Below are 21,992 nucleotides of genomic sequence, written 5' to 3'. Positions count from 1 at the left end.
AAACAATTAGATTACTAATTAAACAAATGCCCATTTAGTTGGGAATAATTATGAGTAAATTAAAAATTGCAGTTCAAAAATCGGGTCGTTTACACGACGACTCCATGAAAATCCTGAAAGATGTTGGGATTTCCATAGACAATGGCAGAGACCAATTAAAAGCCTCAGCTAAAAATTTTCCCTTAGAAGTGTTTTATTTGCGCAATGGCGATATCCCTCAGTATTTAAGGGATGGCATTGTAGATGCAGCCATTATAGGTGAAAATGTGTTGATTGAAAAGGGACAAGACATTCCAATTATTGAAAAATTAGGGTTTTCCTCATGTAGGCTGTCTTGGGCCGTTCCCAAAAACATCCAGTTTAAATCCTTAAAGGATTTGCAAGGCAAGCGTATTGCAACTTCATATCCCAATACGGTTCAAGCTTTTTTAAACAAAAATCAAATTAAAGCCAATCTGCATATCATTAATGGTTCTGTTGAAATTGCGCCAAATATTGGTCTTGCAGATGCCATTGTGGACATTGTTTCCAGTGGCAGCACCTTATTTAAAAACAATTTAAAGGAAGTTGATGTGCTTTTACAGTCTGAAGCTGTTTTGGCAGAATCTCCATTGATTTCCAATAAAAGTAAAAATATTTTAAACAAGTTAAAATTTCGGTTTCAATCTGTTTTAAAAGGAAGACAAAACAAATATGTGCTTTTAAATGCACCTAACAATAAGATTCCAGACATCATTGAAATCCTTCCAGGAATGAAAAGTCCAACCATTTTGCCTTTGGCAGAAGCAGGATGGAGCTCCTTACATTCAGTAATTAATAAAAATGATTTTTGGCAAATTATAGACAAACTAAAGGCTCAAGGAGCTGAAGGTATTTTGGTTTGTCCTATAGAAAATATGGTAATTTAATATGAAAACAATAATAAATCCAAATAGAAAAATTTGGGCTTCAATTTTAAAAAGACCCACACAAAACATGGAAAACATAGAGCTTACCGTCAATCAGATTTTTGATGATGTTAAGCGTCATGGAGATGCAGCCATAAAAAAATACACCGAACTTTTTGATGGTGCTTCACAGCAATGCAACATGGTAACTGAAGAAGAAATGGAATTGGCTTCCAATTTGGTTTCAGAGGAACTGAAAAGAGCCATCAAACTTGCAAAATCCAATATTGAGAAATTTCACCAAGCGCAAAAAACCGATAAATTGGAAGTTGAAACCACTCCAGGTGTGGTTTGTTGGCAGGAAAAAAGACCAATAGAAAAGATAGGCTTGTACATTCCTGGAGGTACCGCTCCATTGTTTTCCACGGTTTTAATGTTGGCTATTCCTGCAACAATAGCAGGATGTAAGGACATTGTGCTGTGCACACCTCCAAATAAAGAAGGTAAGGTTGCCAATGAAATTTTATATACAGCAAAACTTTGTGGCATTGATAAAATCTATAAAGTAGGTGGCATTCAGGCTATTGCAGGCATGACCTTTGGAACCAAAACCATGCCTCGAATATTTAAGATATTTGGACCAGGCAACCAGTTTGTAACCGTTGCCAAACAGTTGGCCACAAAATATGGTGTTGCAATAGATATGCCTGCTGGACCAAGTGAACTGCTTGTGGTGGCAGATCAATCGGCTCAGGCAGCTTATGTGGCATCCGATTTGTTAAGTCAGGCAGAACATGGAGTGGATAGTCAGGTTGTTTTGGTTTCCTCTTCCGAAGCATTCATTAAAAGAGTACAAAACGAAATATCCAAGCAACTTTTGGACTTGCCAAGAAAAGCGATTGCGGAAAAAGCCATATCCAATTCCAAATTTATATATATGCAGCAAGAGACCGATGCATTGGATTTAATTAATGCCTATGCGCCAGAGCATTTGATTATTGCTACAAAAAACAATGATTACTTTGTTGACAATATTCTTAATGCAGGCTCGGTTTTTATTGGTAATTACACACCCGAAAGTGCAGGAGATTATGCCTCTGGTACCAACCATACCTTACCAACAAACGGATTCAGTAATGTGTATTCAGGAGTGAATTTAGATAGCTTTACAAAAAGTATCACGTTTCAGAACATCTCAAAACAAGGCTTGAAAAATATTGGGCCAGCCATTGAATTAATGGCTGAGGCCGAAGGCTTGCAAGCTCATAAAAATGCTGTTTCCATAAGATTAAAGGACATATCATGAATATTTTAAATTTAGTTAGAGACAACATAAAAGCCTTAAAACCCTATACTTCTGCAAGGGATGAGTATCAGCAAATTAATGGTGAGATGGTATTTTTGGATGCCAATGAAAACCCTTTTAACAATGGTATGAACCGTTATCCAGATCCAAAACAAGAACTTCTAAAAGCAGAACTTTCAAAAATTAAGCAAGTGGCTCCAGAAAACATTCTTTTGGGAAATGGTAGTGATGAAGCATTGGATTTGATTTTGAGAGCTTTTTGTGAACCCAACAAAGACAAAGTCATTACTTTACCTCCAACTTATGGCATGTATCAAGTGTTGGCAAACATAAATGCGTTGGAAGTTGTTGAAGTGCCTTTAACAGCCTCTTTTAACCTTCAAGTATCCAAGATTCTCAAGATAAGCAATGCAAAGGTCTTGTTTTTGTGTTCTCCAAACAACCCAACAGGTAACAGTTTTAATCCATTGGACATGGAAAGGTTGCTAAGGGCATTTCAGGGAATCGTGGTTTTGGATGAAGCTTATATTGATTTTTCTGAACAAAAAAGCTGGTTGCAAAGACTGGAGGAATTTCCCAACCTGGTAATCACTCAAACATTTTCCAAAGCCTTTGGTTTGGCAGGAATTAGATTGGGAATTTGCTATGCTTCAAAAGATATTGTGTCCATATTAAATAACATCAAACCACCTTACAACATAAATACCTTGACGCAATCAGCAGCTTTAAAAAGACTGAAAAACCTAACTGAAATTGCTTCTGAAATAGAGCTGATTAAATCTGAGAGAGCACTTTTAACTTCAACATTAAAGACCATACAATTCATTTCAAAGGTCCATCCGTCTCAGGCTAATTTTTTATTAGTAAAAATGGATGATGCCCAAATGCGATACAAACAATTGGTTGAGAAGGGCATAGTTGTAAGAAATAGAAGCACTCAATTTGGATGTGAAAATTGTTTACGATTGACCGTTGGCACACCAAAAGAAAACCAAAATTTAATTAACACCTTAAAAGACTTACAATGAAAAAAGTACTTTTTATAGATAGGGATGGAACCCTTATAAAAGAAACCAAAGATGAGCAGATAGATGCTTTTGACAAATTGGATTTTTACCCAAATATATTTCAGTATTTAAGTAAAATTGCCAAGGAATTGGATTTTGAATTGGTGATGGTTACCAATCAAGATGGTCTGGGTACAGAGGCATTTCCAGAAAACACCTTTTGGCCAGTCCATGATTTCATCATTAAAACCTTTCAGGCTGAAGGCATCATCTTTAAAGAACAATGTATCGATAGAACTTTTGCGAAAGACAATGCGTCAACAAGAAAACCAAATACGGGAATGTTGACTTCCTATATTACATCGGAATATGATTTGGCAAATTCTTTTGTAATTGGAGACCGATTGACAGATATGGAACTTGCTAAAAATTTAGGTTGCAAAGGGATATTTATCAACGATGAAACTTATCTTGGAACTAATGAAATCTCGGTAAACCAAGAAGATTTAAATGCGAATATAGCTCTGGAAACCAATAGTTGGGAACAAATATATACATTTTTAAAAACAAGGGATCGTACTGGATATTTAGAGCGAACTACGCAGGAGACTCAAATTAAAATGGCATTGAACCTTGATGGTACGGGACAAAGCAATATTCAAACAGGGATTCCTTTTTTTGATCACATGCTAGACCAAATTGCAAAACATGGTCAATTGGATTTAAACATTCAGGTATCAGGAGATTTGGAAGTGGATGAACACCATACCATAGAAGATACTGCTATTGCGCTGGGCAACTTGTTTGAAAAAGCTTTAGGGAATAAATTAGGGATGGAACGATATGGTTTCTGTCTGCCCATGGACGACTGTTTGGCACAAGTAGCTATAGATTTTGGAGGTAGAAATTGGTTGGTTTGGGAAGCGCAATTTAAACGTGAAATGATAGGCCATATGCCAACAGAAATGTTTATGCACTTTTTTAAGTCTTTTACAGATGGAGCTAAATGCAACCTAAACATCAAAGCAGAAGGGACAAACGAGCATCATAAAATAGAAGCTATTTTCAAAGCTTTTGCAAAAGCTATAAAAATGGCTGTAAAAAGAGATGTAAATAAAATGATTTTGCCTTCAACAAAAGGTGTTTTGTAATATCCTATAAAAAATATGGTAAATTCCAAAAGGCTGATTTTTGGAAGATGTCTTTAGAATTTTTGGAATTTGTAACAACAAATTTCAAGCAAAAGAAAAAGTAAATGAACAAAAAAACTTTAAAACTCGTAATAATTGATTATGGCGCAGGAAACATTAAAAGCATACAATTTGCGTTAAAACGGTTAGGTGTAGAGGCATTGCTTTCCAATAAACCAACCGAAATTTTAACAGCAGACAAAATTATATTTCCAGGTGTTGGAGAAGCCAGTAGTGCCATGAATATGCTTAAGAAAAAAGGTTTGGATCTGTTGCTGCCTCAGCTTAAGCAACCTGTTTTAGGCATTTGTTTGGGCATGCAATTATTATGTAACCACACCGAAGAAGGCAATACCAAAGGGTTGGGCGTTTTTGATGTTTCCATAAAACGCTTTTCAAATCAAGTAAAAGTGCCACAAATGGGCTGGAATACCATAACTAATTTAAAATCTAAGCTTTTTAATGGTATTTCTGAAAATGAATATATGTATCTTGTACATAGTTATTATGCTGAAAATTGCAAAGATGCCATTGCTTTAACGCAATACAGTTTGGTTTATGCTTCAGCATTGCAAAAAAACAATTTTTATGGTGTCCAATTCCACCCAGAAAAAAGCAGTCTCGCAGGAGAAAAAATATTAAAGAATTTTATTGAATTATAATATGAGAATCATACCAGCAATTGATATTATAGATGGAAAGTGCGTAAGACTCACAAAAGGGGATTACGACACCAAAAAAATATATAACGAAAACCCTTTGGAAGTGGCCAAACAGTTTGAAGCTGCAGGCATAGAATACTTGCACTTAGTGGATTTGGATGGAGCTAAAGCTCAACATATCGTCAATTATAAGGTTTTGGAGCAAATTGCATCCAAAACCAACTTAAAAATAGATTTTGGAGGAGGTATTAGAGCCAATGAAGATTTACATATAGCCTTTAATTCTGGAGCAAAACAGATTACAGGAGGAAGTATTGCTGTTAACGATTCCAAAACTTTCGAGGGTTGGCTGGAAAAATATGGAGGCACAAAAATTATTCTTGGGGCAGATTGTAAAAATGAAAAAATAGCCATCAGTGGTTGGCAAGAAGAAAGTACTTTGGAAGTAATTCCTTTTATTAAAAACTATCAGAAAAAAAGCATCCAATATGTTATTTGTACAGATATATCCAAAGATGGCATGTTGGAAGGACCTTCTATAGATTTATATAAAAACATTATTAATTCCTGTTCCAATAGTAACGGTCAAGCCATAAAACTAATAGCTTCTGGAGGAGTTTCCTGTATAGAAGACATTAATTTATTGGAAGATATTGGTTGTGAAGCAGTTATCATCGGGAAAGCCCTCTACGAAGGAAAAATCAGACTTAAAGATTTAGAAACCCACGTTTAAAATGCTTACAAAAAGAATTATTCCGTGTTTGGATATTAAAAATGGACGAACAGTTAAAGGTGTCAATTTTATTGATTTAAAAGATGCTGGAGACCCAGTGGCCTTAGCGAAATTGTATGCAGAAAATGGTGCCGATGAACTTGTGTTTCTTGATATTTCTGCAACAGTGGAAGGCAGAAAAACCATTTTTGAACTGGTATTACAAGTAGCCGAACAAATTAATATTCCTTTTACTGTTGGTGGAGGCATTACTTCCATTGATGATGTGGCTAAGCTATTAAAATGTGGAGCCGATAAAGTATCATTGAACTCCTCGGTAATAAAGCGTCCAGATTTAATCAACGAATTAGCTGCTAAATTTGGCAGTCAATGTATTGTAGTTGCAATAGATGCAAAACTAATTGATGGACAATGGATGGTTCATCTTGCTGGAGGACGTATTCCTACCAAATGGAATTTGTTCCATTGGGCAAAAGAAGCAGAAAATAGAGGTGCAGGTGAAATCTTGTTCACCTCCATGAACAACGATGGAACCAAAAAAGGCTTTGCCAATAACGCTTTAAAAAAACTTTCCGAAGAATTGAATATTCCCATCATAGCATCTGGTGGAGCAGGAAACCCTCAACATTTTATTGATGCCTTTCAAAAAGGAAAAGCAGATGCAGCTTTGGCTGCCAGTGTATTTCATTTTGGTGAAATAGATATTTTAGATTTAAAAAAAGAATTGAAAAAAAACAATATTGAAGTAAGACTTTAGTGCCCTTTAAGATATTCAGTCTTATTGGGAGACAACATATTTCAGCTTTACAGAATATAGACATGAAAATTGATTTTGATAAATATAAAGATGGCTTGGTCCCAGCCATTGTTCAAGATGCTTCCACCAACAAGGTGTTGATGTTGGGATTTATGAATCAAGAGGCTATAAACAAAACCAATAAGTTGGGAAAAGTGACCTTTTATAGCAGGAGCAAACAGCGTTTATGGACCAAAGGGGAAGAAAGTGGAAATTATTTGAACTTAGTGAGCATGCTGTTGGATTGTGACAATGATGCTTTACTTGTAAAGGTGAACCCCTCTGGACCTACCTGTCATAAGGGAACAGATACCTGTTGGCAAGAAAAAAACACAGAGTCCTTCGGGTTTATTTCTCAACTTGAAGATATAATCAAACACAGAAAAGAAAATGGGAAGCCTGAGGATTCTTATGTAGCTTCCTTATTTGATAAAGGTATCAATAAAATAGCCCAAAAAGTAGGAGAGGAGGCAATAGAAGTCGTGATAGAAGCTAAAGATATCAATGATAATTTGTTTTTAAACGAAAGTGCCGATTTACTGTTTCATTATCTAATTTTATTGCAGGCCAAGGGATTTCAATTACAAGATGTGATAAACAAATTGAAACAAAGGCATTAGAATGATCCAATGCCTTTGTGAAAATTTCATGTTGCATTAGGAAATCCAGTTTCTGGTAATACTTTTGTTGGAAAACATAATTAGGTACACTCCAATAATAAGTACCATTATTGGCATGATCATACCTCCAGGACCATATACTTCCATAACGTCGCTCATAAATAAGTTATAGCTCATTTGTACCACGATTCCAATTAAAGAAATAATAAAAAGGGTTTTAGCTATTTTTTTTCTCAGTAGCAAGGTGATGGATGCCAATGCACCTCCAAATACAGCAATGGCAAAAGCAGCAGTAACCCATGCAGGCACATTGGCATATAGCGCTTGTTCGGTTTCTGGTAAGGCTGCCAGGTCAGCATCTGTCATGTAGGCTTGTCCTAGGTAAGCCATAACACCCATAAGGTTCCAGATTAAAGCAACAATACTTACTATCCAAAACCATAATGGTGGTTTGTTTGTTGAAATGTCTGTCATAAATTGGTTTGAATTAGTGGTTAATAGAATTACAAGGTATAAAAAATTTGGCAGTTGTTTAAAATGGATTATTTTCGACAATCAAATCAAGCAAAGCCGTGTTCAATAAAAAATATTATTACTTAATAAAAGTTCAATATTTAGGGTACCGTTTTCATGGTTGGCAAAAACAGCCAAAAATTAAAACGGTTCATTTAATGATAGACAGGACCTTAAATTTTATTTTTGAGGGCAAACGTTTTAAAACTTTGGGATCTGGAAGAACAGACGCCATGGTTTCGGCGCAGGAAGCTGCTTTTGAGCTGTTTGTTTTTGAACCCTTAGAAGATTTGAAAGGTTTTTTGGCTTTGTTTAACCATAATTTACCACAAGATATTCGGGCTCTTTCGGTACGGGAAGTAGATGAAAATTTTAATATTATCAATCATGCCAAAATTAAAGAATATCTATATGTGTTTGCCCATGGAGGAAAATACCATCCATTTTGTGCCCCAATCATGACAACCATTCTGGAAGAGTTGGATGTTGAACTTATGAAACAAGGTGCCAAATTGTTCGAGGGTTGTCATAATTTCAAAACCTATTGTTATAAAGCAACCAATAATGGTATATACGATAGAGAGATCCTTACTTGCGAAATTGTTGAAAATACCTTGTTTACTGCCAATTTCTTTCCGGAAACATCTTACATGTTGCGTGTTAGGGGACAAGGTTTTATGAGAAATCAAATTAGGCTCATGATGGGAGCTTTAATAAAACTTGGTAGAGGCGATATTTCTTTAGAATATATAAAAGCAACTTTAAAACCAGAAAGCACCGAAGTTATGGATTATATTGCTCCAGCTTCCGGTTTGATTTTAAACGACATCGAATTTCAATAAGCTACATCGCACCTCTGGAATCCCTAATAATTTTAACACTTCAAAATTTCTTTAACATAATTTAAGTTAATTAAAACTTAAATCCGTTAAACCTTGTTAAACAACTTGGTAATGTGCTTCTAATCCATAGTTTATATAGTGAACCAAAAAAATATAACACATGAGCTATTTAAACATGCAAGACGAAAAATTATTACCAGTAGTAATGGAACTAAACAACCTACTGGCAGATTACCATTTATACTATCAAAAATTAAGAAGTAATCATTGGAATATTTTGGGTAAAAATTTCTTCGATTTACACAATAAGTTTGAAGAACTTTATACAGATGCAAGAGTGAAGATTGATGAAATTGCAGAACGCATTCTTACCTTAAGATACCATCCTATGAGCAAGTATAGCGATTATCTTAAAGTTTCCTCCATTAAAGAAGCCTCTGCTCTACAAACTGATAAAGAAATGGTTTTGGATATTATAAACGATCATAAAACACTTTTAAAACAAATGAATTTGGTTATAGAAAAAGCAGATGCAGTAACCGATGAAGGTACCATAGATTTGATTGGAGCTTACATTCGCGAACTTGAAAAATCCAGTTGGATGTTGGATGCTTGGAGTAAGGAATCCACAGATACCCTTAAGGAAAATGTTATGGAAGCCTCTTAAACCACTTCAAAAAACTTAAAATGTGTTATTTGAGTTAAGATGTTTTTCTTTAAAGCTAATTCAAATGCATATTTTATATCATATTTGTATATAGAAATTTGATAATCAAGTTTTTAAGTATAACCATAAAATTTATAAACATGAAAAGAATCTTATTGATATTTGCCCTTTTATTTTCATTTGCAACCGTGTTTACCAGTTGTAGAGACGAAAAAAAAGCAGACGAACAAATTGAAGAAACAATGGACGAAGTAGGAGATGATGTTGAAGAAGCTGCAGAAGATGTTGGCGACGGCATTGAAGACGCTGCAGACGAAGTTGAAGATGCAGTAGATGGCAACTAAACCCAAGTCCAGTAAAGATTTAGTAACCTTTAAAACCTTAAGAAAATGAAACATTTAATATATATAGCTGCATTTCTAGTGCCTACTGTGTTTTTTGCACAGGAAAAGCCTACAAATGTATCTGAAGAAACCACAACCAAAACCGTTACAGTAGATGATGGAAGGGAAGTGGTAGAGAAAAAAGTAAAAGTTACAACACGGGAAGAACAACAAATTAAATTGGCTGAAAGTGATAAACACAAAGTAAATCAAGATGTTGTGAATTCTCCTTCAAAAGTGACACAAACCATTGAGGTGGACAACGACATGGATCCCTTTTACGATTCCAAAACCAAGTCTGTTTATTACACCTATAACGACGATAACTATATCTTTAAAAGAATTGATAACGGATTTATCGTATCGGAAGTAGGAGCAGATGCAGGAATGAAATATGGTCATGGAATGAGTACCAGCAGAGCCAATAACTATGTGTTCAGCTCTAAAGACTATAATGGTATTGGGTATTTTGATGCCAACAACAATTTTATAGTTGAGTATTACGATGCTGATAGCAATACCATTGTTAAGAAAGTATTTAAAATGACCAGATAATACTTTTTAAAACACTAAAGAAAAGTCCTGCAATATAGCAGGACTTTTTTGTACCTTTAACTTAAAATACATCAAAGCATGAAGCCCATTATTTTTGAAGACTTGTTCAGTTTTTTAATCAAACTCGAGAAAAACAACAATCGCGATTGGTTTCATGCACATAAACAGGAATTCAAACAAGTTGAAAAGCAAACCAAAGCCTTTTATAACTTGGTGTTGGATGCCTTGAGAACCCACGACGACATAGATAAACTTAAATTATTTAGAATTTATAGAGATGTGCGCTTTTCTAAAAACAAACAACCTTACAAAACTCATTTTGGAGGTTCGTTCCACAGAAGAAAACCAGAATTGAGAGGTGGTTACTATTTGCATTTGGCTCCCAACAATCAATCGTTTATTGCTACTGGTTTTTGGGAACCCAATAAAGCGGACTTGCTTAGGATTAGGAAGGAATTTGAGATGGACGATACGGAAATAAGACAGATAATTTCAAATAAATCGTTTAAAAATGTTTGGGGAGATCTTGTGGGAGATGAATTGAAAACAGCTCCAAGGAATTTTGATAAAGACCATCCTGCAATAGATTTGATTCGTAAAAAACAATATATTTTCACTAAAAAGTTCACAGACCAAGAAGTGCTTTCTTCAACGTTCCTTGAAGAGGTCAATACATCCTTTAAAGCGGTAAGACCTTATTTTGATTATATGAGTGACGTGCTTACAACCAACTTAAATGGCGAATTGCTTATTTAATATCTGTAATGGTAAACGTATTGTTGTTAAAAACAATAACATCTCCCACAACTTTGTTTTTAAGCAGTTGCCCAATGGGAGAACCTAGAGAAATACTAAAGTAGTCTGCATCATCAAGTTCAATTTTGCCCATACTTATGGCAATAAAAAAATGATTGGAGGTGGATTTTACCAAACTTCCTAAAACCACATTGGTATTCATTGTTTTTGGGTTGATTACATTTAAGGTGTCCAGCATTTTTTTGGCATCGTTTAAATACTGCAAATTCAACTCTAAATCATTAAACAGTTTTCCGTTGCCAGAATCGTCACCTTCATCATTTGCTTTGTCATTGCTCTCAATAGATTCCTTTATGGTTTCTATTTCGTCTTTATAACTAGCAATACGCTTGTTTACATAGCTGTAACAAGCTTGTAATAATTGTTCTTTTACCTTCATATCTTATACAAAGATAGGATGAAAAACTTGAATATTGCTAATTAATTTTTCTTTAACCAAATGCATCATACGTTTGTTTAAAGCTGAAGAATTGGTAATGTAAAACCGATATTCCTCAACCGTAAACTGCCCAATAACCATCCCTTTTAAGGAGTTTCGGAATTTCATGTCTTTTTGGATGGCATTTTCTATGTAATCTATTTGCTTTTCAACCGATAAACCAAAAAATACATTTTTATGCTTGTTGACATAATTTTTAAAAACTTCAACAAATAAATCTCCTTGAAGTTTTATTATGGGTCTTAAAGTAGCGTTTTGAAAACGCTCGTCATCGCTCATGGAATTTGAAAACAAAGCTGAAGAGATTTGAGGACGACACTCTAATAGGTCTGTAGATCTGTTCATTTTATAAGTTTTCTTAAATTTATAAATATTGACATGGAAATTTCATGGAACCCATTTTCAATATTAACAGGGTTATTAACAAATAGAGAAAAAGCATATGCACATAGAAGTAAATAATGTCCTTTTTGCAGTTATCATGCTATTATTAGGTATCTTTGAAAGACCCTAAAAAACAGATTTAATATGAGATTCCATACAAGAAAATGGGTAAAACCCGAAGATTTAAACCCAAACGGCACTTTGTTTGGTGGCCGTTTGTTGGCTTGGATAGACGAAGAAGCTGCTTTATACACAAACATTCAATTGGAAAATTCTAAAATTGTGACAAAGTATATTTCTGAAATTAACTTCAATAGCTCTGCAAAACAAGGGGATATTGTTGAATTGGGAATGAGCGTTGTGAAATTTGGAAAAACATCCATTACATTAAATTGTGAGGCACGAAACAAAATGACCCGAGAAACCATTTTAACAGTAGATAATATTGTGATGGTAAATCTAGATGAAGAAGGCAAACCAACACCTCATGGAAAAAAGAGGTTGGAATATGTTAAAGACAGGTTGAAAAAAACTACGTAGTGAACTTTGGGAAATCGGTTGGGTATTCAAATAGCTCCAATTCAAAATACGGCACAGCAGAAATGGCATGATCAAAAATATCAGACATGATGTACTCGTAGTTTTCCCAACGTTTATCGCTACTAAAAGCATAAATTTCCAAAGGCAACCCATGAGGTGTAGGCTCCAATTGCCTAACCATGATGGACATGTCTTTGTTAATGGCTGAATGATTTTGAATGTAACTTAACAAATACTTTCTAAACACTCCTAAATTGGTCATGTTTCTCCCGTTTATCAAGGTGGATTTATCTACATTGTGAGTGTCATTATAACTTGTAATGTCTTTTTGTCTCTGGGTTAAATAATCAGAAATCAACTCTATTTTTTTAAGCGCTTCTATTTGTTCATCCTTTAAATAGTGTACACTTTTCGCTTTTAAAACCAACGCACGTTTAATACGTCTTCCTCCAGAAGATTGCATGCCTCTCCAGTTTTTAAAGGAATCTGTTAAAATAGCATAGGTAGGAATGTGTGTAATGGTCATATCGAAATTTTGAACCTGAATGGTAGACAGGTTAATTTCAATAACATCTCCATCTGCACCAAACTTTTCCATGGTAATCCAATCCCCAATTCTAACCGAATCGTTTATGGATAGCTGAATACTGGCTACAAAACCCAGAATGGTGTCTTTAAAGATTAACAATAAAACAGCAGATGCAGCACCAAGAGTTGTAAAAAACTTGATAAAGGACAGATCTATTAAAATGGCAAGACAGGAAGCAATACCTATAATCCATACAAACAACATGGCTACCTGTATGTAACTGTCTATGGGTTTATCCTTTAATCGTGGTAAGGTTTTAAAATAGGATTCAAAGGTTTTTAAAAGACTTTTAATGATCCAAATGGTTAAGAATACTCCATAAACCTTTAAAATGGTTACTATATAGCTTTCAAAATGTGGAAAATCGTAAAATACAACAGGAAAAATCTTAATGGTAATAATTAAGGGAACTATATGAGCAATGTTCCTTGGTGCTTTATGGTTCACCAATAAGTCGTCGAAATTGGTTTTGGATTTAGCTGAGAATTTAGTGAACGCATTTACCAATATCCTGCGTGCAATATAATCTGTAATGTAAATAACAACAGCCAAAATAAGTACCAAACATAGCATGTTTAGATACTTTGCTGCTGTTTCAGAAACCTGAAGCGAAACAAAATAATCGTAAAAAAAACATTGCAATTCGTTCATTAGGATACTTGTTTTAAATAAACTTTATCTATATAAAAAGTTCCAAAAGGTATTATGGATGCTGCCAAAACAAACAACAAAGATTTAGATTTCCATTTTAATTTTGAACCTAAAACAATGGCCAAAATAATATAGGCCACAAACAATAGTCCATGTGGCATGCCCAGCATTTTTACATATTGTGGATCGTTGCCAAAATATTTAATTGGCACTGCTATAAACAACAATAATATATAGGAAATCCCTTCTAAAAGCGCCACTAGTCTAAAAATGTTTAATAAAGAAAACATATGCTTATTATTTTAATTGGCAAAAATACAATACCAAAGATAAATTACAGCATTTTTAAAATGTTTTTAACGAATGGGATTTTAGCTTAAAAAAATACTTATAGAAGTAAAAAACAGTAAGTTATCGGAAAAATTTAAATCATAACGATAAAATGACTGCTCATTTTATTATTGTAATACCTTTATATCATAATTATGTAAGCAACCAATATTAAAAACTAAACACTAAAATATGCAACCTACCATTAAAGGCATATACAAACAGGTTATACCATCTTTTATCTTACTTTTATTTTTTGGTCAGGTTAATAGCTTTGCCCAAGCTACAACAGCTGTTCCAGATACGAATTTTGAACAGGCCTTGATTAACCTGAACATAGATACCAATGGCCTAAATGGAACTATCTTGAATAGCGATGCAGTAGGTGTTTACTATCTAAACGTAAGCAATCAGTATATTCAGGATTTATCAGGTATTGAAGCGTTTACAAGTTTGAAAAAATTAAATTGTTCTTACAACCTTTTAAGTAGCTTGAATATTTCCCAAAATAGCCACTTGGAAGAACTCAATGCCAATGACAATAATATCAATTCCATAGATTTAAGTCAGAATACCAAATTACATAAAGTACAAATAAGTGCAAACCAATTAACTGCCATAGATGTTTCTGCTAATTTTAGTTTGGAAGAATTATCGGTTAGCTTAAACAATTTAACTGCTTTGGATGTGTCAGGCAATTCAAGTTTGGAGTTTTTAGGATGTTATGCAAATCAATTAGAAACTTTGGATCTTTTAAACAATTCACAATTAAAATATTTACATGTGGATTTTAATGCATTGGATGAACTGGATGTATCACAAAATTTTAATTTAAAAACACTGTCTTGCAGTAACAACAATTTAAACAACTTACCTATTGCACCAAATACAGAACTTAGCTATTTGGACTGTAGAAACAACAATCTTACCAACTTGGATATTGTTACCAATACCGATTTAAAAAGATTGTTTATTAGTGATAACAATATCAGTGAAATAGACCTCTCCAATGCTCCAGGATTATTGTTGTTTTATGCCAGATTCAATAATTTAGTTTCCTTGGACATTTCAAACAATTCCTATTTACGATGGATAAAATGTGAAGGCAATAACTTATCCATGGTCGATTTTAGAAATGGCAATAATAGCCATATTTCAGAATTTGTAATGTCACAAAACAACAATTTAAGTTGTATTTATGTGGATGATGCCGAAGCAAGCTTTCTCGATAATTGGATCATAGACGATGTAAGTGCATTTGTGGAGAACGAATCGGATTGTGAAGCATTATCGGTTTATGAAGCAAATGAATTTACTTTTCAAATGTTTCCAAATCCAGCCACAGAACAAGTTACTGTTTCCATTAAAACCAAAAACGCCACTTTCGAGTTATACTCCATTAAAGGACAATTGATTCATAGCCAAAAATTAAGTTTTGGTACCAATTACGTACCATTAAATAAATTAAGCTCTGGGTTGTATTTGGTTAAAATAATGACTGAAAGTACATCAGAGACCAAAAAACTTCTGCTTAATTAAATCTGGCGCTTAAATTTACAGGAAAGCTACAATAAAATGTTTCTATACCACAGCGTAGCTTTACTATGAACAGAGAGAATATTTTGAGGCTTCCAAAAAAGACAGGCCATTCTTTAAATAAATTAAAATGAAAGCCTTATCTTTGTAGGAGTTAGAGAAGATATACCTAATAGCATAACACAGGTATTACATATCATATCTTTAGGTTCTTTAATAATTTACATGGTTCTTATCGAAACATTCGTTTAGTATTTTAACTTCTTCTTATGCAATACATTATCAATTAATTTTTAAAACAACGAATGGCAAAATCACAACAAACATTTAATAAAAGTGAAAAAGAAAAAAAGCGTTTAAAAAAACGTGAAGATAAGCGTAAAAAAATGGAAGCCCGTAAACTTGAAAAAGAAGAAGGAAGGAACGAAGGTATCCAGTTTGCTTATGTGGATTACAATGGGAACTTAACCGATACTCCTCCAGACCCATCCATGAAAGTAAAAGTAGATGCCGAAAGTATTGAGGTGTCCATCCCAAAGCGCGACGACAGCGAAGTTGAAGCTTTTGATCCTGTAAGACAAGGTAAAGTTTCGTTTTTTGATAACTCTAAGGGATTTGGGTTTATTTTGGATTCAGAAAATCAAGAAAAATACTTCTGTCACGTCAGTGGTTTGATAGATGATATACAAGAAAACGATAAAGTTTCTTTTGAGCTTGAAAAGGGCATGAAAGGCATGAATGCCGTTCGAGTGAAACTAGTGGAATAAACAGAATTACAATTTGCATGTATAAATCCCATCAATTTATTTTTTGATGGGATTTTTTAATTATAAATGGCATAGCTTTTCAACTTCTTTTAAAACACGTTGCATTCTAAGCTCTGAAATCCCAATTTTTTGCATGGTTTTTTTTCCGTGTTTTAATTCTTTTACTAAAATTATGTTTTCGTCCATTAACAGATGCTTTTCCTTCTTGGTCAAGGTTGTTAAAGCTGTTACAGGGTAAAGTGCCAAGCTATCTATATTCGCTTTTAAGCCATTGTTTTTAGGATAGTCCCAACTTAACAAAGTCAACCCAATGCACCTGCCATAGTTTATGGCATCTTCGGTAAACCTGGTGTTGGTAACCAACCAACCTTGTTTTAAGTGGGTCTTGTTATTTGGATTGCTGTTCCATTGCTTTTGTATGTCCAGAAACCTGGAATTTATGTACAAAGGTACTTTTACGTTACTGCTGCCTTTGGGATCTGAATGAAATTTACATTCTATGGCATACACAAAGCCCTCTTTTTCTGCCAAAACATCTATCTCATGGGTAACACATTCCCCATTTAAAATCACGCTCACTTGGGTTTGAAAGCCTTTTTCCTTTAGCAAAGCTCCTACCAGCCTCTCAAAAGGGTAACCTGTAGGTCCCAAATCGAAAATGGCACGCTTTAAACTGTATCGGGAAGCAGATATTTTATTGTATTTTTTTAATAATGCAAAGGCTTTTTTATAGATGCTGTTGGACGACATGCCATCATAGACCTCCTTTTGTATTTTCGCCACTATGGTATCAACGGTGTCTTTGTTTGCTCCAGAAGAGAGCAGCGATTGGCGTAATTTTTCAAATTTAAACAGCTCTGTTTCACCATTGCTTTTTTGAATAAAAATTTGTCTTTCCATAAGGTACTGTTTTTAAAATCTTAAAATCTCTGTCATGATATCACAAGATTAATCATAGGGATCCAGTGATGAAAACCTCTTCGGTTTAGTAATAGCATGTGGTGTTATCAATAAAACCAAGCTTATGGTAATTGCTTTCTCCATGGCGTTTTAATGAATATACAAAAAGCTATTAATGAAAAGGCAAGGGTGAACATCATTCTAAATAGCATTGCAGTTATGGTTTTTGTTTCATAAATGCCTCCATTTTTAATGTGAAACAGTAAAACCACAAACCCAAGTATTAAAAGGACCAAAGCTGATAGCAACACATAAAAGGTCCATGTTTTACTTTTAACAAATCCGTAAACAGCCAAGAGATATAAAAAGCTACAAATAAAATTGATCCAAACAATAAAAAGCACATAATTGCCTTCTTTGGCTCTTATATTAAACCAATCGAAAATAACCGAACTGCTCATGAACAATGTAAGTAAAGCAAATATGAGCAATATGATGGCGCTTAGCATAGAAACTGTATTCATGTTTTTTTTCATAAAAGTTATGTTTTTGTTTTACGTTCTCCCAACCACCATTTTGGTCTGTCCTTTTGGTTGATCAACCCAAATTTTTTAATGGCGTGAGATTCAATATGTGTTATCACTTCAGTAACAGAATCCGTAACAAACAACAACTCCATATCTTCAGGGCTGATGCTCTCATTTTTTGCCATTAATTCAATGTGTTCACATAATTCCTTGTGAAATTCTGAATCGAAAATAACCACAGGGAAATTTTGAATAACTTTGGTTTGGATTAGGGTTAACGCCTCAAAAAGCTCATCTAATGTACCAATTCCCCCAGGCATGATTACAAAAGCATAAGAATACTTTACCAATATAACTTTACGTATAAAGAAGTAAGGAATATTTATCCATTTATGAAGATACGGATTTGGTTTTTGCTCAAAGGGTAAAATGATATTGCAACCAACCGAATAACCGCCAGCTTCAAAAGCACCTTTATTTGCAGCTTCCATAATGCCAGGACCACCACCTGTCATCACAGTAAATCCCAGTTTGGACAATTCTGCCCCAATTTTTTCAGCATGTTTATAATGTTCAGATTCTTTGGTAAATCGTGCAGAACCAAAAACGGTAACACAAGGCCCAATAAAGTGCATTTTTCTAAAAGCATTTATAAAATTGAAAAACACCTTAAAAGCAAAGGTCAGTTCTTTGAATCGCGATAAAGGCCCTCTTACAAACAAGGATTCGTCTGTTGCAAGTTTATAGTTTTTTTGGCGTTTCATGATAGTAAGTTTAAGTGGTTTTTTTATAGCTCCAAACAGCCAGGCCATTCATTATAATTGCATAAACAAGGGTTTTAACAAGTTGGGGAAGTATGTCCACAAACCCAGAACCTTTTAGCATAACCATACGCATCACTTCAACAAAATACTTGATAGGATTGAATTCCGTTAGGGTTTGTGCCCATCCTGGCATGCTTTCAATAGGTGTGAACAAACCACTCATTAAAATAAAAATAACCGTAAAGAACCAAGCAATGAACATGGCTTGTTGTTGTGTATCTGTAAAATTGGAGATAAACAAGCCCATACCAAGTATCACTAAAATATAAATGGAAGTATAAAAATACATGAGCAACAAATCCCCAATCATGGGAACATTAAAAATAAGTTTTGCAATAATTAAACCTATGGTCAACAATCCCATTCCAATTACCCAAAATGGAAAAAGTTTTCCTACGATAAACTGACTTTTCTTGATAGGAGTAACATTTATCTGCTCTAAAGTGCCAATTTCTTTCTCTCTTACGATATTCATTCCAGAAAGGAACAAAGTAATCATGGTAACCAGTAACACTAAAATTCCGGGAACCATAAACGTTTTGTAGTTAAGGGTTTCATTATACCAAAACAGTGGAATGCTGGTAATGGTTACAGGTTGGATTTGAGCATCTGAAACCTGCATTAAATCTGTTTTAATTTGTTTGTTGTAACTCTGTACGATTTGTGTAACATATACGTTTTCAACACCAGCTGCAGCTCCATCAATGGCATTGAGGGTAACCCCTAAACTTGCTGTTTTGTTTTTTTGTAAATCGCGTTCAAAATGTGATGGGATTTCCAGGAAAACATCCACCTCTCCTTTCAGCATAGCAGAACTTGCTTGAGTTTCTGATGGAAATACAGTAAGTACATCAAAATAGGTGGATGCTTCAAATTTATCTATCAAAGCCCTGGAAGACGCGCTATGGTCATTGTCTATATAGGCAAATTTGATGTTTTTAACTTCAAAGGTTGCTGCATTGGACAATATGATGAGTTGGAGTAGTGGTAACACAAAAATAATAGGTAACATGCCTTTATTTCTAAAGATTTGCTTAAACTCCTTCTGTATAATGTATCTTATTGTTTTCATATATTTTCCACAAAGTGGAAACTTCTTTTTTAATTCCTGAAACCTACAAGATTTTAAAAAACCTGTGCAGGATAAAGTTCTCTAGTCTATAATTACTCCAACCTAATTTTATATTTCTTTACGCTCAATCCTATAAACAGGATGGTCATTCCAAGTAAAATCAAGGTTTCCTTCCATATAAATTCCAATCCAACACCTTTTAACATAATTCCTTTTAATATGATGATAAACCATTTGGCCGGAATAATGTTGCTTAAAACCTGAAGTGGCAATGGCATACTGGATATTGGAAAAATGAAACCAGATAATAAGATAACAGGAAGCATGAGTCCCATTAACGAAATCATCATTGCTGTTTGCTGCGTTGCAGATATGGTTGAGATTAAAATCCCCAAAGCCAATGCCGAAATAATAAAGAGCACACTTTCCAGCGCCAATAAAAACAAACTCCCTTGTACTGGCATTTTAAAGATGAAGATGCTTAATAAAACTATAACTACAGCATTTATTACAGACAGAAAAATATATGGGAATACCTTGCCAATAATTACCTGAAAAGGTTTTATGGGAGATACCAATAAAATTTCCATGGTTCCAAGTTCTTTTTCCCTGGTGATTGAAATAGAGGTCATCATGGCTGAAACCAACATTAAAATAATGGTCATAACTCCAGGTACAAACATATACACGCTTTTTAATTCTGGATTGTAAACCATTCGTGGTTCTGGCACAATCACATAATCAATATGGATGGCCTTATTTTGCTCCTGTTGATAATTCTGTAAAATGGAATTTATATAATTGCTAATGGTATTGGCTGTATTTGGGTCTGTGGCATCTGTAATGATTTGAACCGTTGCCTGATGGTCTTTGATAAGGTTCTTGCCAAAATCTGTTTCAAAGTTCAATACAGCTTTTACTTTTCCCTTTTTAAAAACAGCTTCTATATCTGTTTCACGTTCCAATATTTGCTTGATGCTAAAATATTTTGAAGCCGAAATTTTATTAATGATTTCTTTGGTTGTAGCATCTTTGGAATGATCTAGAATGGCTATGTCCACATTGTTGATTTCGTTGGTGATGGCAAAACCAAACAGTAAAATTTGAACGATGGGCATGCCAAATAGGATAAACAACGAGCGTGTATCCCTAAAAATATGGTAAAATTCTTTTTTTATGAAGCCTACAAAACGTTTCATCCTCTAGCTAATTTTAGAAACACATCGTTCATATTATCAACCTGAAATTGTTCTTTTAATTTTTTTGGGGTATTTAAAGCTTCTATTTTTCCATTTACCATAATGGAAACCCTATCGCAATACTCGGCTTCATCCATATAATGTGTGGTAACAAAAATGGTTGTGCCATCATGGGCTGCTTTGTAGATCATTTCCCAAAACTGTCTTCTGGTAATGGGATCCACGCCACCTGTTGGCTCATCTAAAAACACAATTTTAGGTTCGTGCAACAAAGCCACGGAAAAGGATATTTTTTGTTTCCAACCCAAAGGTAAGGATCCAACCAATTGATTGGATACCTCTTGCAAACCCAAATCTTCAATAAGTTCCTTGGTTTTTTCTTTAATTCTAGCTTTTGTTAACCCATAAATGCCACCAAAAAAGCTAATGTTTTCTTTAACCGTTAAATCGTCGTATAACGCAAATTTCTGACTCATGTAACCAATGTTCTTTTTAATGTCTTCAGCTTGTGTAAACACATCAAAACCGGCTACGTGTGCTTTTCCAGAAGTTGGAATGGAAATACCAATAAGCATTTTCATGGCAGTGGTTTTTCCGGCACCATTGGCACCAAGGAAACCAAAAATCTCTCCTTTTTTAACTTCGAAAGTAATGCCGTTTACAGCTTTAAAATCGCCAAACATTTTGGTTAAGTCTTCTGCTTGTATGACGTTGGTTTTTTTCATTGTTGTAACCCTACTAGGTTTTTGAAAGCTTGCAGGTTCTGTTTGGTTATTTTGCCAATTCCATAAAACTGTCTTCTATGGTAGCCTGGGTTTTTACTATTTTAATATTTAAAAGTTTTTCAGCTTCCAAATACATTTTTAAATCGTTGATTTTAAAATCATTTCGTACATCTGTGTAATGCACAAATTCTCCAAAAGGATACACACTATGTTGATATTGATAGGCCTTTAAACTGTTAATTAATTGATACATGTTGTTGGCACTTACATTATAAATGGTTTTAGGATATTGTTTTACAATAGCCTCTGGTGTGTCGATTTGTAATATCTGTCCATCTTGAATCAAAGCTATTCTATCGCACAAGGCAGCTTCATCCATGTATGGTGTAGACACCAATATGGTAATGTTTTTTTGCTGCAAGCGTTTTAACATGTCCCAAAATTCTTTTCTGGAAACGGGATCCACACCAGTTGTAGGTTCATCCAGAAACAATACTTTGGGTTTGTGTATTAAAGCACAACTCAAAGCCAG

The 21,992-nt window shown here is 34.2% G+C and carries 28 protein-coding genes; 16 read left to right on the top strand and 12 right to left on the bottom strand.

The window, feature by feature from the left end; genetic code table 11:
* Window positions 1-50 precede the first annotated feature (50 nt).
* From hisG to hisIE, 8 genes are all read left to right on the top strand, one after another.
* On the top strand, window positions 51-908 hold the full coding sequence (gene hisG, locus AACY93_RS05760) for an ATP phosphoribosyltransferase (protein ID WP_286854085.1): 858 nt from the start codon (window positions 51-53) through the stop codon (window positions 906-908).
* A gap of 1 nt (window position 909) precedes the next feature.
* On the top strand, window positions 910-2,193 hold the full coding sequence (gene hisD, locus AACY93_RS05755) for a histidinol dehydrogenase (RefSeq protein ID WP_286854087.1): 1,284 nt from the start codon (window positions 910-912) through the stop codon (window positions 2,191-2,193).
* Window positions 2,190-3,221 (top strand): histidinol-phosphate transaminase, encoded by a 1,032-nt coding sequence (gene hisC / locus AACY93_RS05750; RefSeq protein ID WP_286854089.1) that lies wholly within the window; start codon window positions 2,190-2,192, stop codon window positions 3,219-3,221. The genes hisD and hisC overlap by 4 nt, the downstream gene beginning before the upstream one ends.
* Complete coding sequence (gene hisB / locus AACY93_RS05745; RefSeq protein ID WP_286854091.1) at window positions 3,218-4,351, top strand: bifunctional histidinol-phosphatase/imidazoleglycerol-phosphate dehydratase HisB; 1,134 nt, start codon at window positions 3,218-3,220, stop codon at window positions 4,349-4,351. Before hisC ends, hisB begins: the two co-directional genes overlap by 4 nt.
* A gap of 104 nt (window positions 4,352-4,455) precedes the next feature.
* Window positions 4,456-5,052, top strand: coding sequence for an imidazole glycerol phosphate synthase subunit HisH (gene hisH / locus AACY93_RS05740; RefSeq protein WP_007649234.1), 597 nt, complete (start codon window positions 4,456-4,458; stop codon window positions 5,050-5,052).
* Between the two features lies 1 nt (window position 5,053).
* On the top strand, window positions 5,054-5,785 hold the full coding sequence (gene hisA / locus AACY93_RS05735; protein ID WP_007649233.1) for a 1-(5-phosphoribosyl)-5-[(5-phosphoribosylamino)methylideneamino]imidazole-4-carboxamide isomerase: 732 nt from the start codon (window positions 5,054-5,056) through the stop codon (window positions 5,783-5,785).
* Window position 5,786: 1 nt separating this feature from the next.
* On the top strand, window positions 5,787-6,542 hold the full coding sequence (gene hisF, locus AACY93_RS05730) for an imidazole glycerol phosphate synthase subunit HisF (RefSeq protein WP_007649232.1): 756 nt from the start codon (window positions 5,787-5,789) through the stop codon (window positions 6,540-6,542).
* 62 nt (window positions 6,543-6,604) lie between these two features.
* Complete coding sequence (gene hisIE, locus AACY93_RS05725) at window positions 6,605-7,201, top strand: bifunctional phosphoribosyl-AMP cyclohydrolase/phosphoribosyl-ATP diphosphatase HisIE (protein ID WP_040491812.1); 597 nt, start codon at window positions 6,605-6,607, stop codon at window positions 7,199-7,201.
* Window positions 7,202-7,237: 36 nt separating this feature from the next.
* Here hisIE and AACY93_RS05720 read toward each other — a convergent pair whose 3' ends face one another.
* The gene (locus AACY93_RS05720) at window positions 7,238-7,675 is read right to left on the bottom strand and encodes a hypothetical protein (protein WP_007649230.1); all 438 of its coding nucleotides are present in this window, start codon (window positions 7,673-7,675) and stop codon (window positions 7,238-7,240) included.
* 98 nt (window positions 7,676-7,773) lie between these two features.
* Between AACY93_RS05720 and AACY93_RS05715 the strand changes: the two genes are divergently transcribed.
* From AACY93_RS05715 to AACY93_RS05695, 5 genes are all read left to right on the top strand, one after another.
* Window positions 7,774-8,556 carry a tRNA pseudouridine(38-40) synthase TruA gene (locus AACY93_RS05715; protein ID WP_287005607.1) on the top strand — a complete coding sequence of 261 codons (783 nt, stop codon included), beginning with the start codon at window positions 7,774-7,776 and terminating at the stop codon, window positions 8,554-8,556.
* A gap of 160 nt (window positions 8,557-8,716) precedes the next feature.
* Window positions 8,717-9,223 (top strand): DNA starvation/stationary phase protection protein, encoded by a 507-nt coding sequence (locus tag AACY93_RS05710; RefSeq protein ID WP_287005609.1) that lies wholly within the window; start codon window positions 8,717-8,719, stop codon window positions 9,221-9,223.
* A gap of 140 nt (window positions 9,224-9,363) precedes the next feature.
* Entirely contained in the window at window positions 9,364-9,567 is a 204-nt protein-coding gene (locus AACY93_RS05705) for a hypothetical protein (protein ID WP_287005610.1), read from the top strand.
* A gap of 45 nt (window positions 9,568-9,612) precedes the next feature.
* Window positions 9,613-10,161: a hypothetical protein gene (locus tag AACY93_RS05700; protein WP_287005612.1), complete on the top strand. Its 549-nt coding sequence runs from the start codon at window positions 9,613-9,615 to the stop codon at window positions 10,159-10,161.
* 78 nt (window positions 10,162-10,239) lie between these two features.
* Complete coding sequence (locus AACY93_RS05695; RefSeq protein WP_287005614.1) at window positions 10,240-10,917, top strand: DUF2461 domain-containing protein; 678 nt, start codon at window positions 10,240-10,242, stop codon at window positions 10,915-10,917.
* On the opposite strand, the gene AACY93_RS05690 is transcribed toward AACY93_RS05695, so the two are convergent.
* Both AACY93_RS05690 and AACY93_RS05685 read right to left on the bottom strand, forming a co-directional pair.
* Entirely contained in the window at window positions 10,910-11,356 is a 447-nt protein-coding gene (locus AACY93_RS05690; protein WP_287005615.1) for a transcription elongation factor, read from the bottom strand. The two genes, AACY93_RS05695 and AACY93_RS05690, sit on opposite strands and share 8 nt — an antisense overlap.
* A gap of 3 nt (window positions 11,357-11,359) precedes the next feature.
* A complete protein-coding gene (locus AACY93_RS05685) occupies window positions 11,360-11,761 on the bottom strand; it encodes a glyoxalase (protein WP_339611413.1) in 402 nt (133 codons plus the stop codon).
* Between the two features lie 183 nt (window positions 11,762-11,944).
* Between AACY93_RS05685 and AACY93_RS05680 the strand changes: the two genes are divergently transcribed.
* On the top strand, window positions 11,945-12,340 hold the full coding sequence (locus tag AACY93_RS05680) for a hotdog domain-containing protein (protein ID WP_007649215.1): 396 nt from the start codon (window positions 11,945-11,947) through the stop codon (window positions 12,338-12,340).
* Here the strand turns inward: AACY93_RS05680 and AACY93_RS05675 are convergent.
* Complete coding sequence (locus tag AACY93_RS05675) at window positions 12,333-13,580, bottom strand: mechanosensitive ion channel domain-containing protein (protein WP_287005616.1); 1,248 nt, start codon at window positions 13,578-13,580, stop codon at window positions 12,333-12,335. The two genes, AACY93_RS05680 and AACY93_RS05675, sit on opposite strands and share 8 nt — an antisense overlap.
* Window positions 13,580-13,870 (bottom strand): DUF3817 domain-containing protein, encoded by a 291-nt coding sequence (locus AACY93_RS05670; RefSeq protein WP_007649211.1) that lies wholly within the window; start codon window positions 13,868-13,870, stop codon window positions 13,580-13,582. The genes AACY93_RS05675 and AACY93_RS05670 overlap by 1 nt, the downstream gene beginning before the upstream one ends.
* A 232-nt stretch (window positions 13,871-14,102) precedes the next feature.
* Between AACY93_RS05670 and AACY93_RS05665 the strand changes: the two genes are divergently transcribed.
* Together AACY93_RS05665 and AACY93_RS05660 are read left to right on the top strand one after the other, a co-directional pair.
* Entirely contained in the window at window positions 14,103-15,449 is a 1,347-nt protein-coding gene (locus AACY93_RS05665) for a T9SS type A sorting domain-containing protein (RefSeq protein ID WP_286854118.1), read from the top strand.
* 302 nt (window positions 15,450-15,751) lie between these two features.
* Window positions 15,752-16,213: a cold shock domain-containing protein gene (locus AACY93_RS05660; protein WP_286854120.1), complete on the top strand. Its 462-nt coding sequence runs from the start codon at window positions 15,752-15,754 to the stop codon at window positions 16,211-16,213.
* A 60-nt stretch (window positions 16,214-16,273) separates the two neighbouring features.
* Here AACY93_RS05660 and AACY93_RS05655 read toward each other — a convergent pair whose 3' ends face one another.
* The 7 genes from AACY93_RS05655 to AACY93_RS05625 form a co-directional block, all read right to left on the bottom strand.
* Complete coding sequence (locus AACY93_RS05655) at window positions 16,274-17,113, bottom strand: restriction endonuclease (RefSeq protein WP_286854121.1); 840 nt, start codon at window positions 17,111-17,113, stop codon at window positions 16,274-16,276.
* Window positions 17,114-17,235: 122 nt separating this feature from the next.
* A complete protein-coding gene (locus AACY93_RS05650) occupies window positions 17,236-17,637 on the bottom strand; it encodes a hypothetical protein (protein ID WP_339611408.1) in 402 nt (133 codons plus the stop codon).
* A 17-nt stretch (window positions 17,638-17,654) separates the two neighbouring features.
* Window positions 17,655-18,404 carry a TIGR00730 family Rossman fold protein gene (locus AACY93_RS05645; protein ID WP_339611406.1) on the bottom strand — a complete coding sequence of 250 codons (750 nt, stop codon included), beginning with the start codon at window positions 18,402-18,404 and terminating at the stop codon, window positions 17,655-17,657.
* A gap of 10 nt (window positions 18,405-18,414) precedes the next feature.
* The gene (locus AACY93_RS05640) at window positions 18,415-19,536 is read right to left on the bottom strand and encodes an ABC transporter permease (protein WP_339611404.1); all 1,122 of its coding nucleotides are present in this window, start codon (window positions 19,534-19,536) and stop codon (window positions 18,415-18,417) included.
* Window positions 19,537-19,628: 92 nt separating this feature from the next.
* The gene (locus tag AACY93_RS05635; RefSeq protein ID WP_339611402.1) at window positions 19,629-20,735 is read right to left on the bottom strand and encodes an ABC transporter permease; all 1,107 of its coding nucleotides are present in this window, start codon (window positions 20,733-20,735) and stop codon (window positions 19,629-19,631) included.
* A complete protein-coding gene (locus AACY93_RS05630; protein WP_286854133.1) occupies window positions 20,732-21,460 on the bottom strand; it encodes an ABC transporter ATP-binding protein in 729 nt (242 codons plus the stop codon). The genes AACY93_RS05635 and AACY93_RS05630 overlap by 4 nt, the downstream gene beginning before the upstream one ends.
* 46 nt (window positions 21,461-21,506) lie before the next feature.
* A partial coding sequence (locus tag AACY93_RS05625) for an AAA family ATPase (RefSeq protein WP_339611400.1) occupies window positions 21,507-21,992 on the bottom strand: 486 nt, incomplete at its 5' end.

It is taken from the genome of uncultured Xanthomarina sp., assembly GCF_963971605.1.
Lineage (GTDB): Bacteria > Bacteroidota > Bacteroidia > Flavobacteriales > Flavobacteriaceae > Xanthomarina > Xanthomarina gelatinilytica.
The sequence above is the reverse complement of the archived record's forward strand: the minus strand, read 5'-3'. Positions and strand labels throughout refer to the sequence as shown.

What these genes read in the sequence shown, in the direction of transcription:
- hisG (WP_286854085.1), top strand. Translation starts at nt 51, where the DNA reads ATGAGTAAATTAAAAATTGCAGTTCAAAAATCGGGTCGTTTACACGAC.
- hisA (WP_007649233.1), top strand. Translation starts at nt 5,054, where the DNA reads ATGAGAATCATACCAGCAATTGATATTATAGATGGAAAGTGCGTAAGA.
- AACY93_RS05680 (WP_007649215.1), top strand. Translation starts at nt 11,945, where the DNA reads ATGAGATTCCATACAAGAAAATGGGTAAAACCCGAAGATTTAAACCCA.
- hisH (WP_007649234.1), top strand. Translation starts at nt 4,456, where the DNA reads ATGAACAAAAAAACTTTAAAACTCGTAATAATTGATTATGGCGCAGGA.
- AACY93_RS05665 (WP_286854118.1), top strand. Translation starts at nt 14,103, where the DNA reads ATGCAACCTACCATTAAAGGCATATACAAACAGGTTATACCATCTTTT.
- AACY93_RS05685 (WP_339611413.1), bottom strand. Translation starts at nt 11,761, where the DNA reads ATGAACAGATCTACAGACCTATTAGAGTGTCGTCCTCAAATCTCTTCA.
- AACY93_RS05700 (WP_287005612.1), top strand. Translation starts at nt 9,613, where the DNA reads ATGAAACATTTAATATATATAGCTGCATTTCTAGTGCCTACTGTGTTT.
- hisC (WP_286854089.1), top strand. Translation starts at nt 2,190, where the DNA reads ATGAATATTTTAAATTTAGTTAGAGACAACATAAAAGCCTTAAAACCC.
- AACY93_RS05630 (WP_286854133.1), bottom strand. Translation starts at nt 21,460, where the DNA reads ATGAAAAAAACCAACGTCATACAAGCAGAAGACTTAACCAAAATGTTT.
- hisF (WP_007649232.1), top strand. Translation starts at nt 5,787, where the DNA reads ATGCTTACAAAAAGAATTATTCCGTGTTTGGATATTAAAAATGGACGA.
- AACY93_RS05640 (WP_339611404.1), bottom strand. Translation starts at nt 19,536, where the DNA reads ATGAAAACAATAAGATACATTATACAGAAGGAGTTTAAGCAAATCTTT.
- AACY93_RS05655 (WP_286854121.1), bottom strand. Translation starts at nt 17,113, where the DNA reads ATGGAAAGACAAATTTTTATTCAAAAAAGCAATGGTGAAACAGAGCTG.
- AACY93_RS05650 (WP_339611408.1), bottom strand. Translation starts at nt 17,637, where the DNA reads ATGAATACAGTTTCTATGCTAAGCGCCATCATATTGCTCATATTTGCT.
- AACY93_RS05695 (WP_287005614.1), top strand. Translation starts at nt 10,240, where the DNA reads ATGAAGCCCATTATTTTTGAAGACTTGTTCAGTTTTTTAATCAAACTC.
- AACY93_RS05710 (WP_287005609.1), top strand. Translation starts at nt 8,717, where the DNA reads ATGAGCTATTTAAACATGCAAGACGAAAAATTATTACCAGTAGTAATG.
- AACY93_RS05645 (WP_339611406.1), bottom strand. Translation starts at nt 18,404, where the DNA reads ATGAAACGCCAAAAAAACTATAAACTTGCAACAGACGAATCCTTGTTT.
- hisB (WP_286854091.1), top strand. Translation starts at nt 3,218, where the DNA reads ATGAAAAAAGTACTTTTTATAGATAGGGATGGAACCCTTATAAAAGAA.
- AACY93_RS05660 (WP_286854120.1), top strand. Translation starts at nt 15,752, where the DNA reads ATGGCAAAATCACAACAAACATTTAATAAAAGTGAAAAAGAAAAAAAG.
- AACY93_RS05670 (WP_007649211.1), bottom strand. Translation starts at nt 13,870, where the DNA reads ATGTTTTCTTTATTAAACATTTTTAGACTAGTGGCGCTTTTAGAAGGG.
- hisD (WP_286854087.1), top strand. Translation starts at nt 910, where the DNA reads ATGAAAACAATAATAAATCCAAATAGAAAAATTTGGGCTTCAATTTTA.
- AACY93_RS05635 (WP_339611402.1), bottom strand. Translation starts at nt 20,735, where the DNA reads ATGAAACGTTTTGTAGGCTTCATAAAAAAAGAATTTTACCATATTTTT.
- AACY93_RS05720 (WP_007649230.1), bottom strand. Translation starts at nt 7,675, where the DNA reads ATGACAGACATTTCAACAAACAAACCACCATTATGGTTTTGGATAGTA.
- hisIE (WP_040491812.1), top strand. Translation starts at nt 6,605, where the DNA reads ATGAAAATTGATTTTGATAAATATAAAGATGGCTTGGTCCCAGCCATT.
- AACY93_RS05705 (WP_287005610.1), top strand. Translation starts at nt 9,364, where the DNA reads ATGAAAAGAATCTTATTGATATTTGCCCTTTTATTTTCATTTGCAACC.
- AACY93_RS05675 (WP_287005616.1), bottom strand. Translation starts at nt 13,580, where the DNA reads ATGAACGAATTGCAATGTTTTTTTTACGATTATTTTGTTTCGCTTCAG.
- AACY93_RS05690 (WP_287005615.1), bottom strand. Translation starts at nt 11,356, where the DNA reads ATGAAGGTAAAAGAACAATTATTACAAGCTTGTTACAGCTATGTAAAC.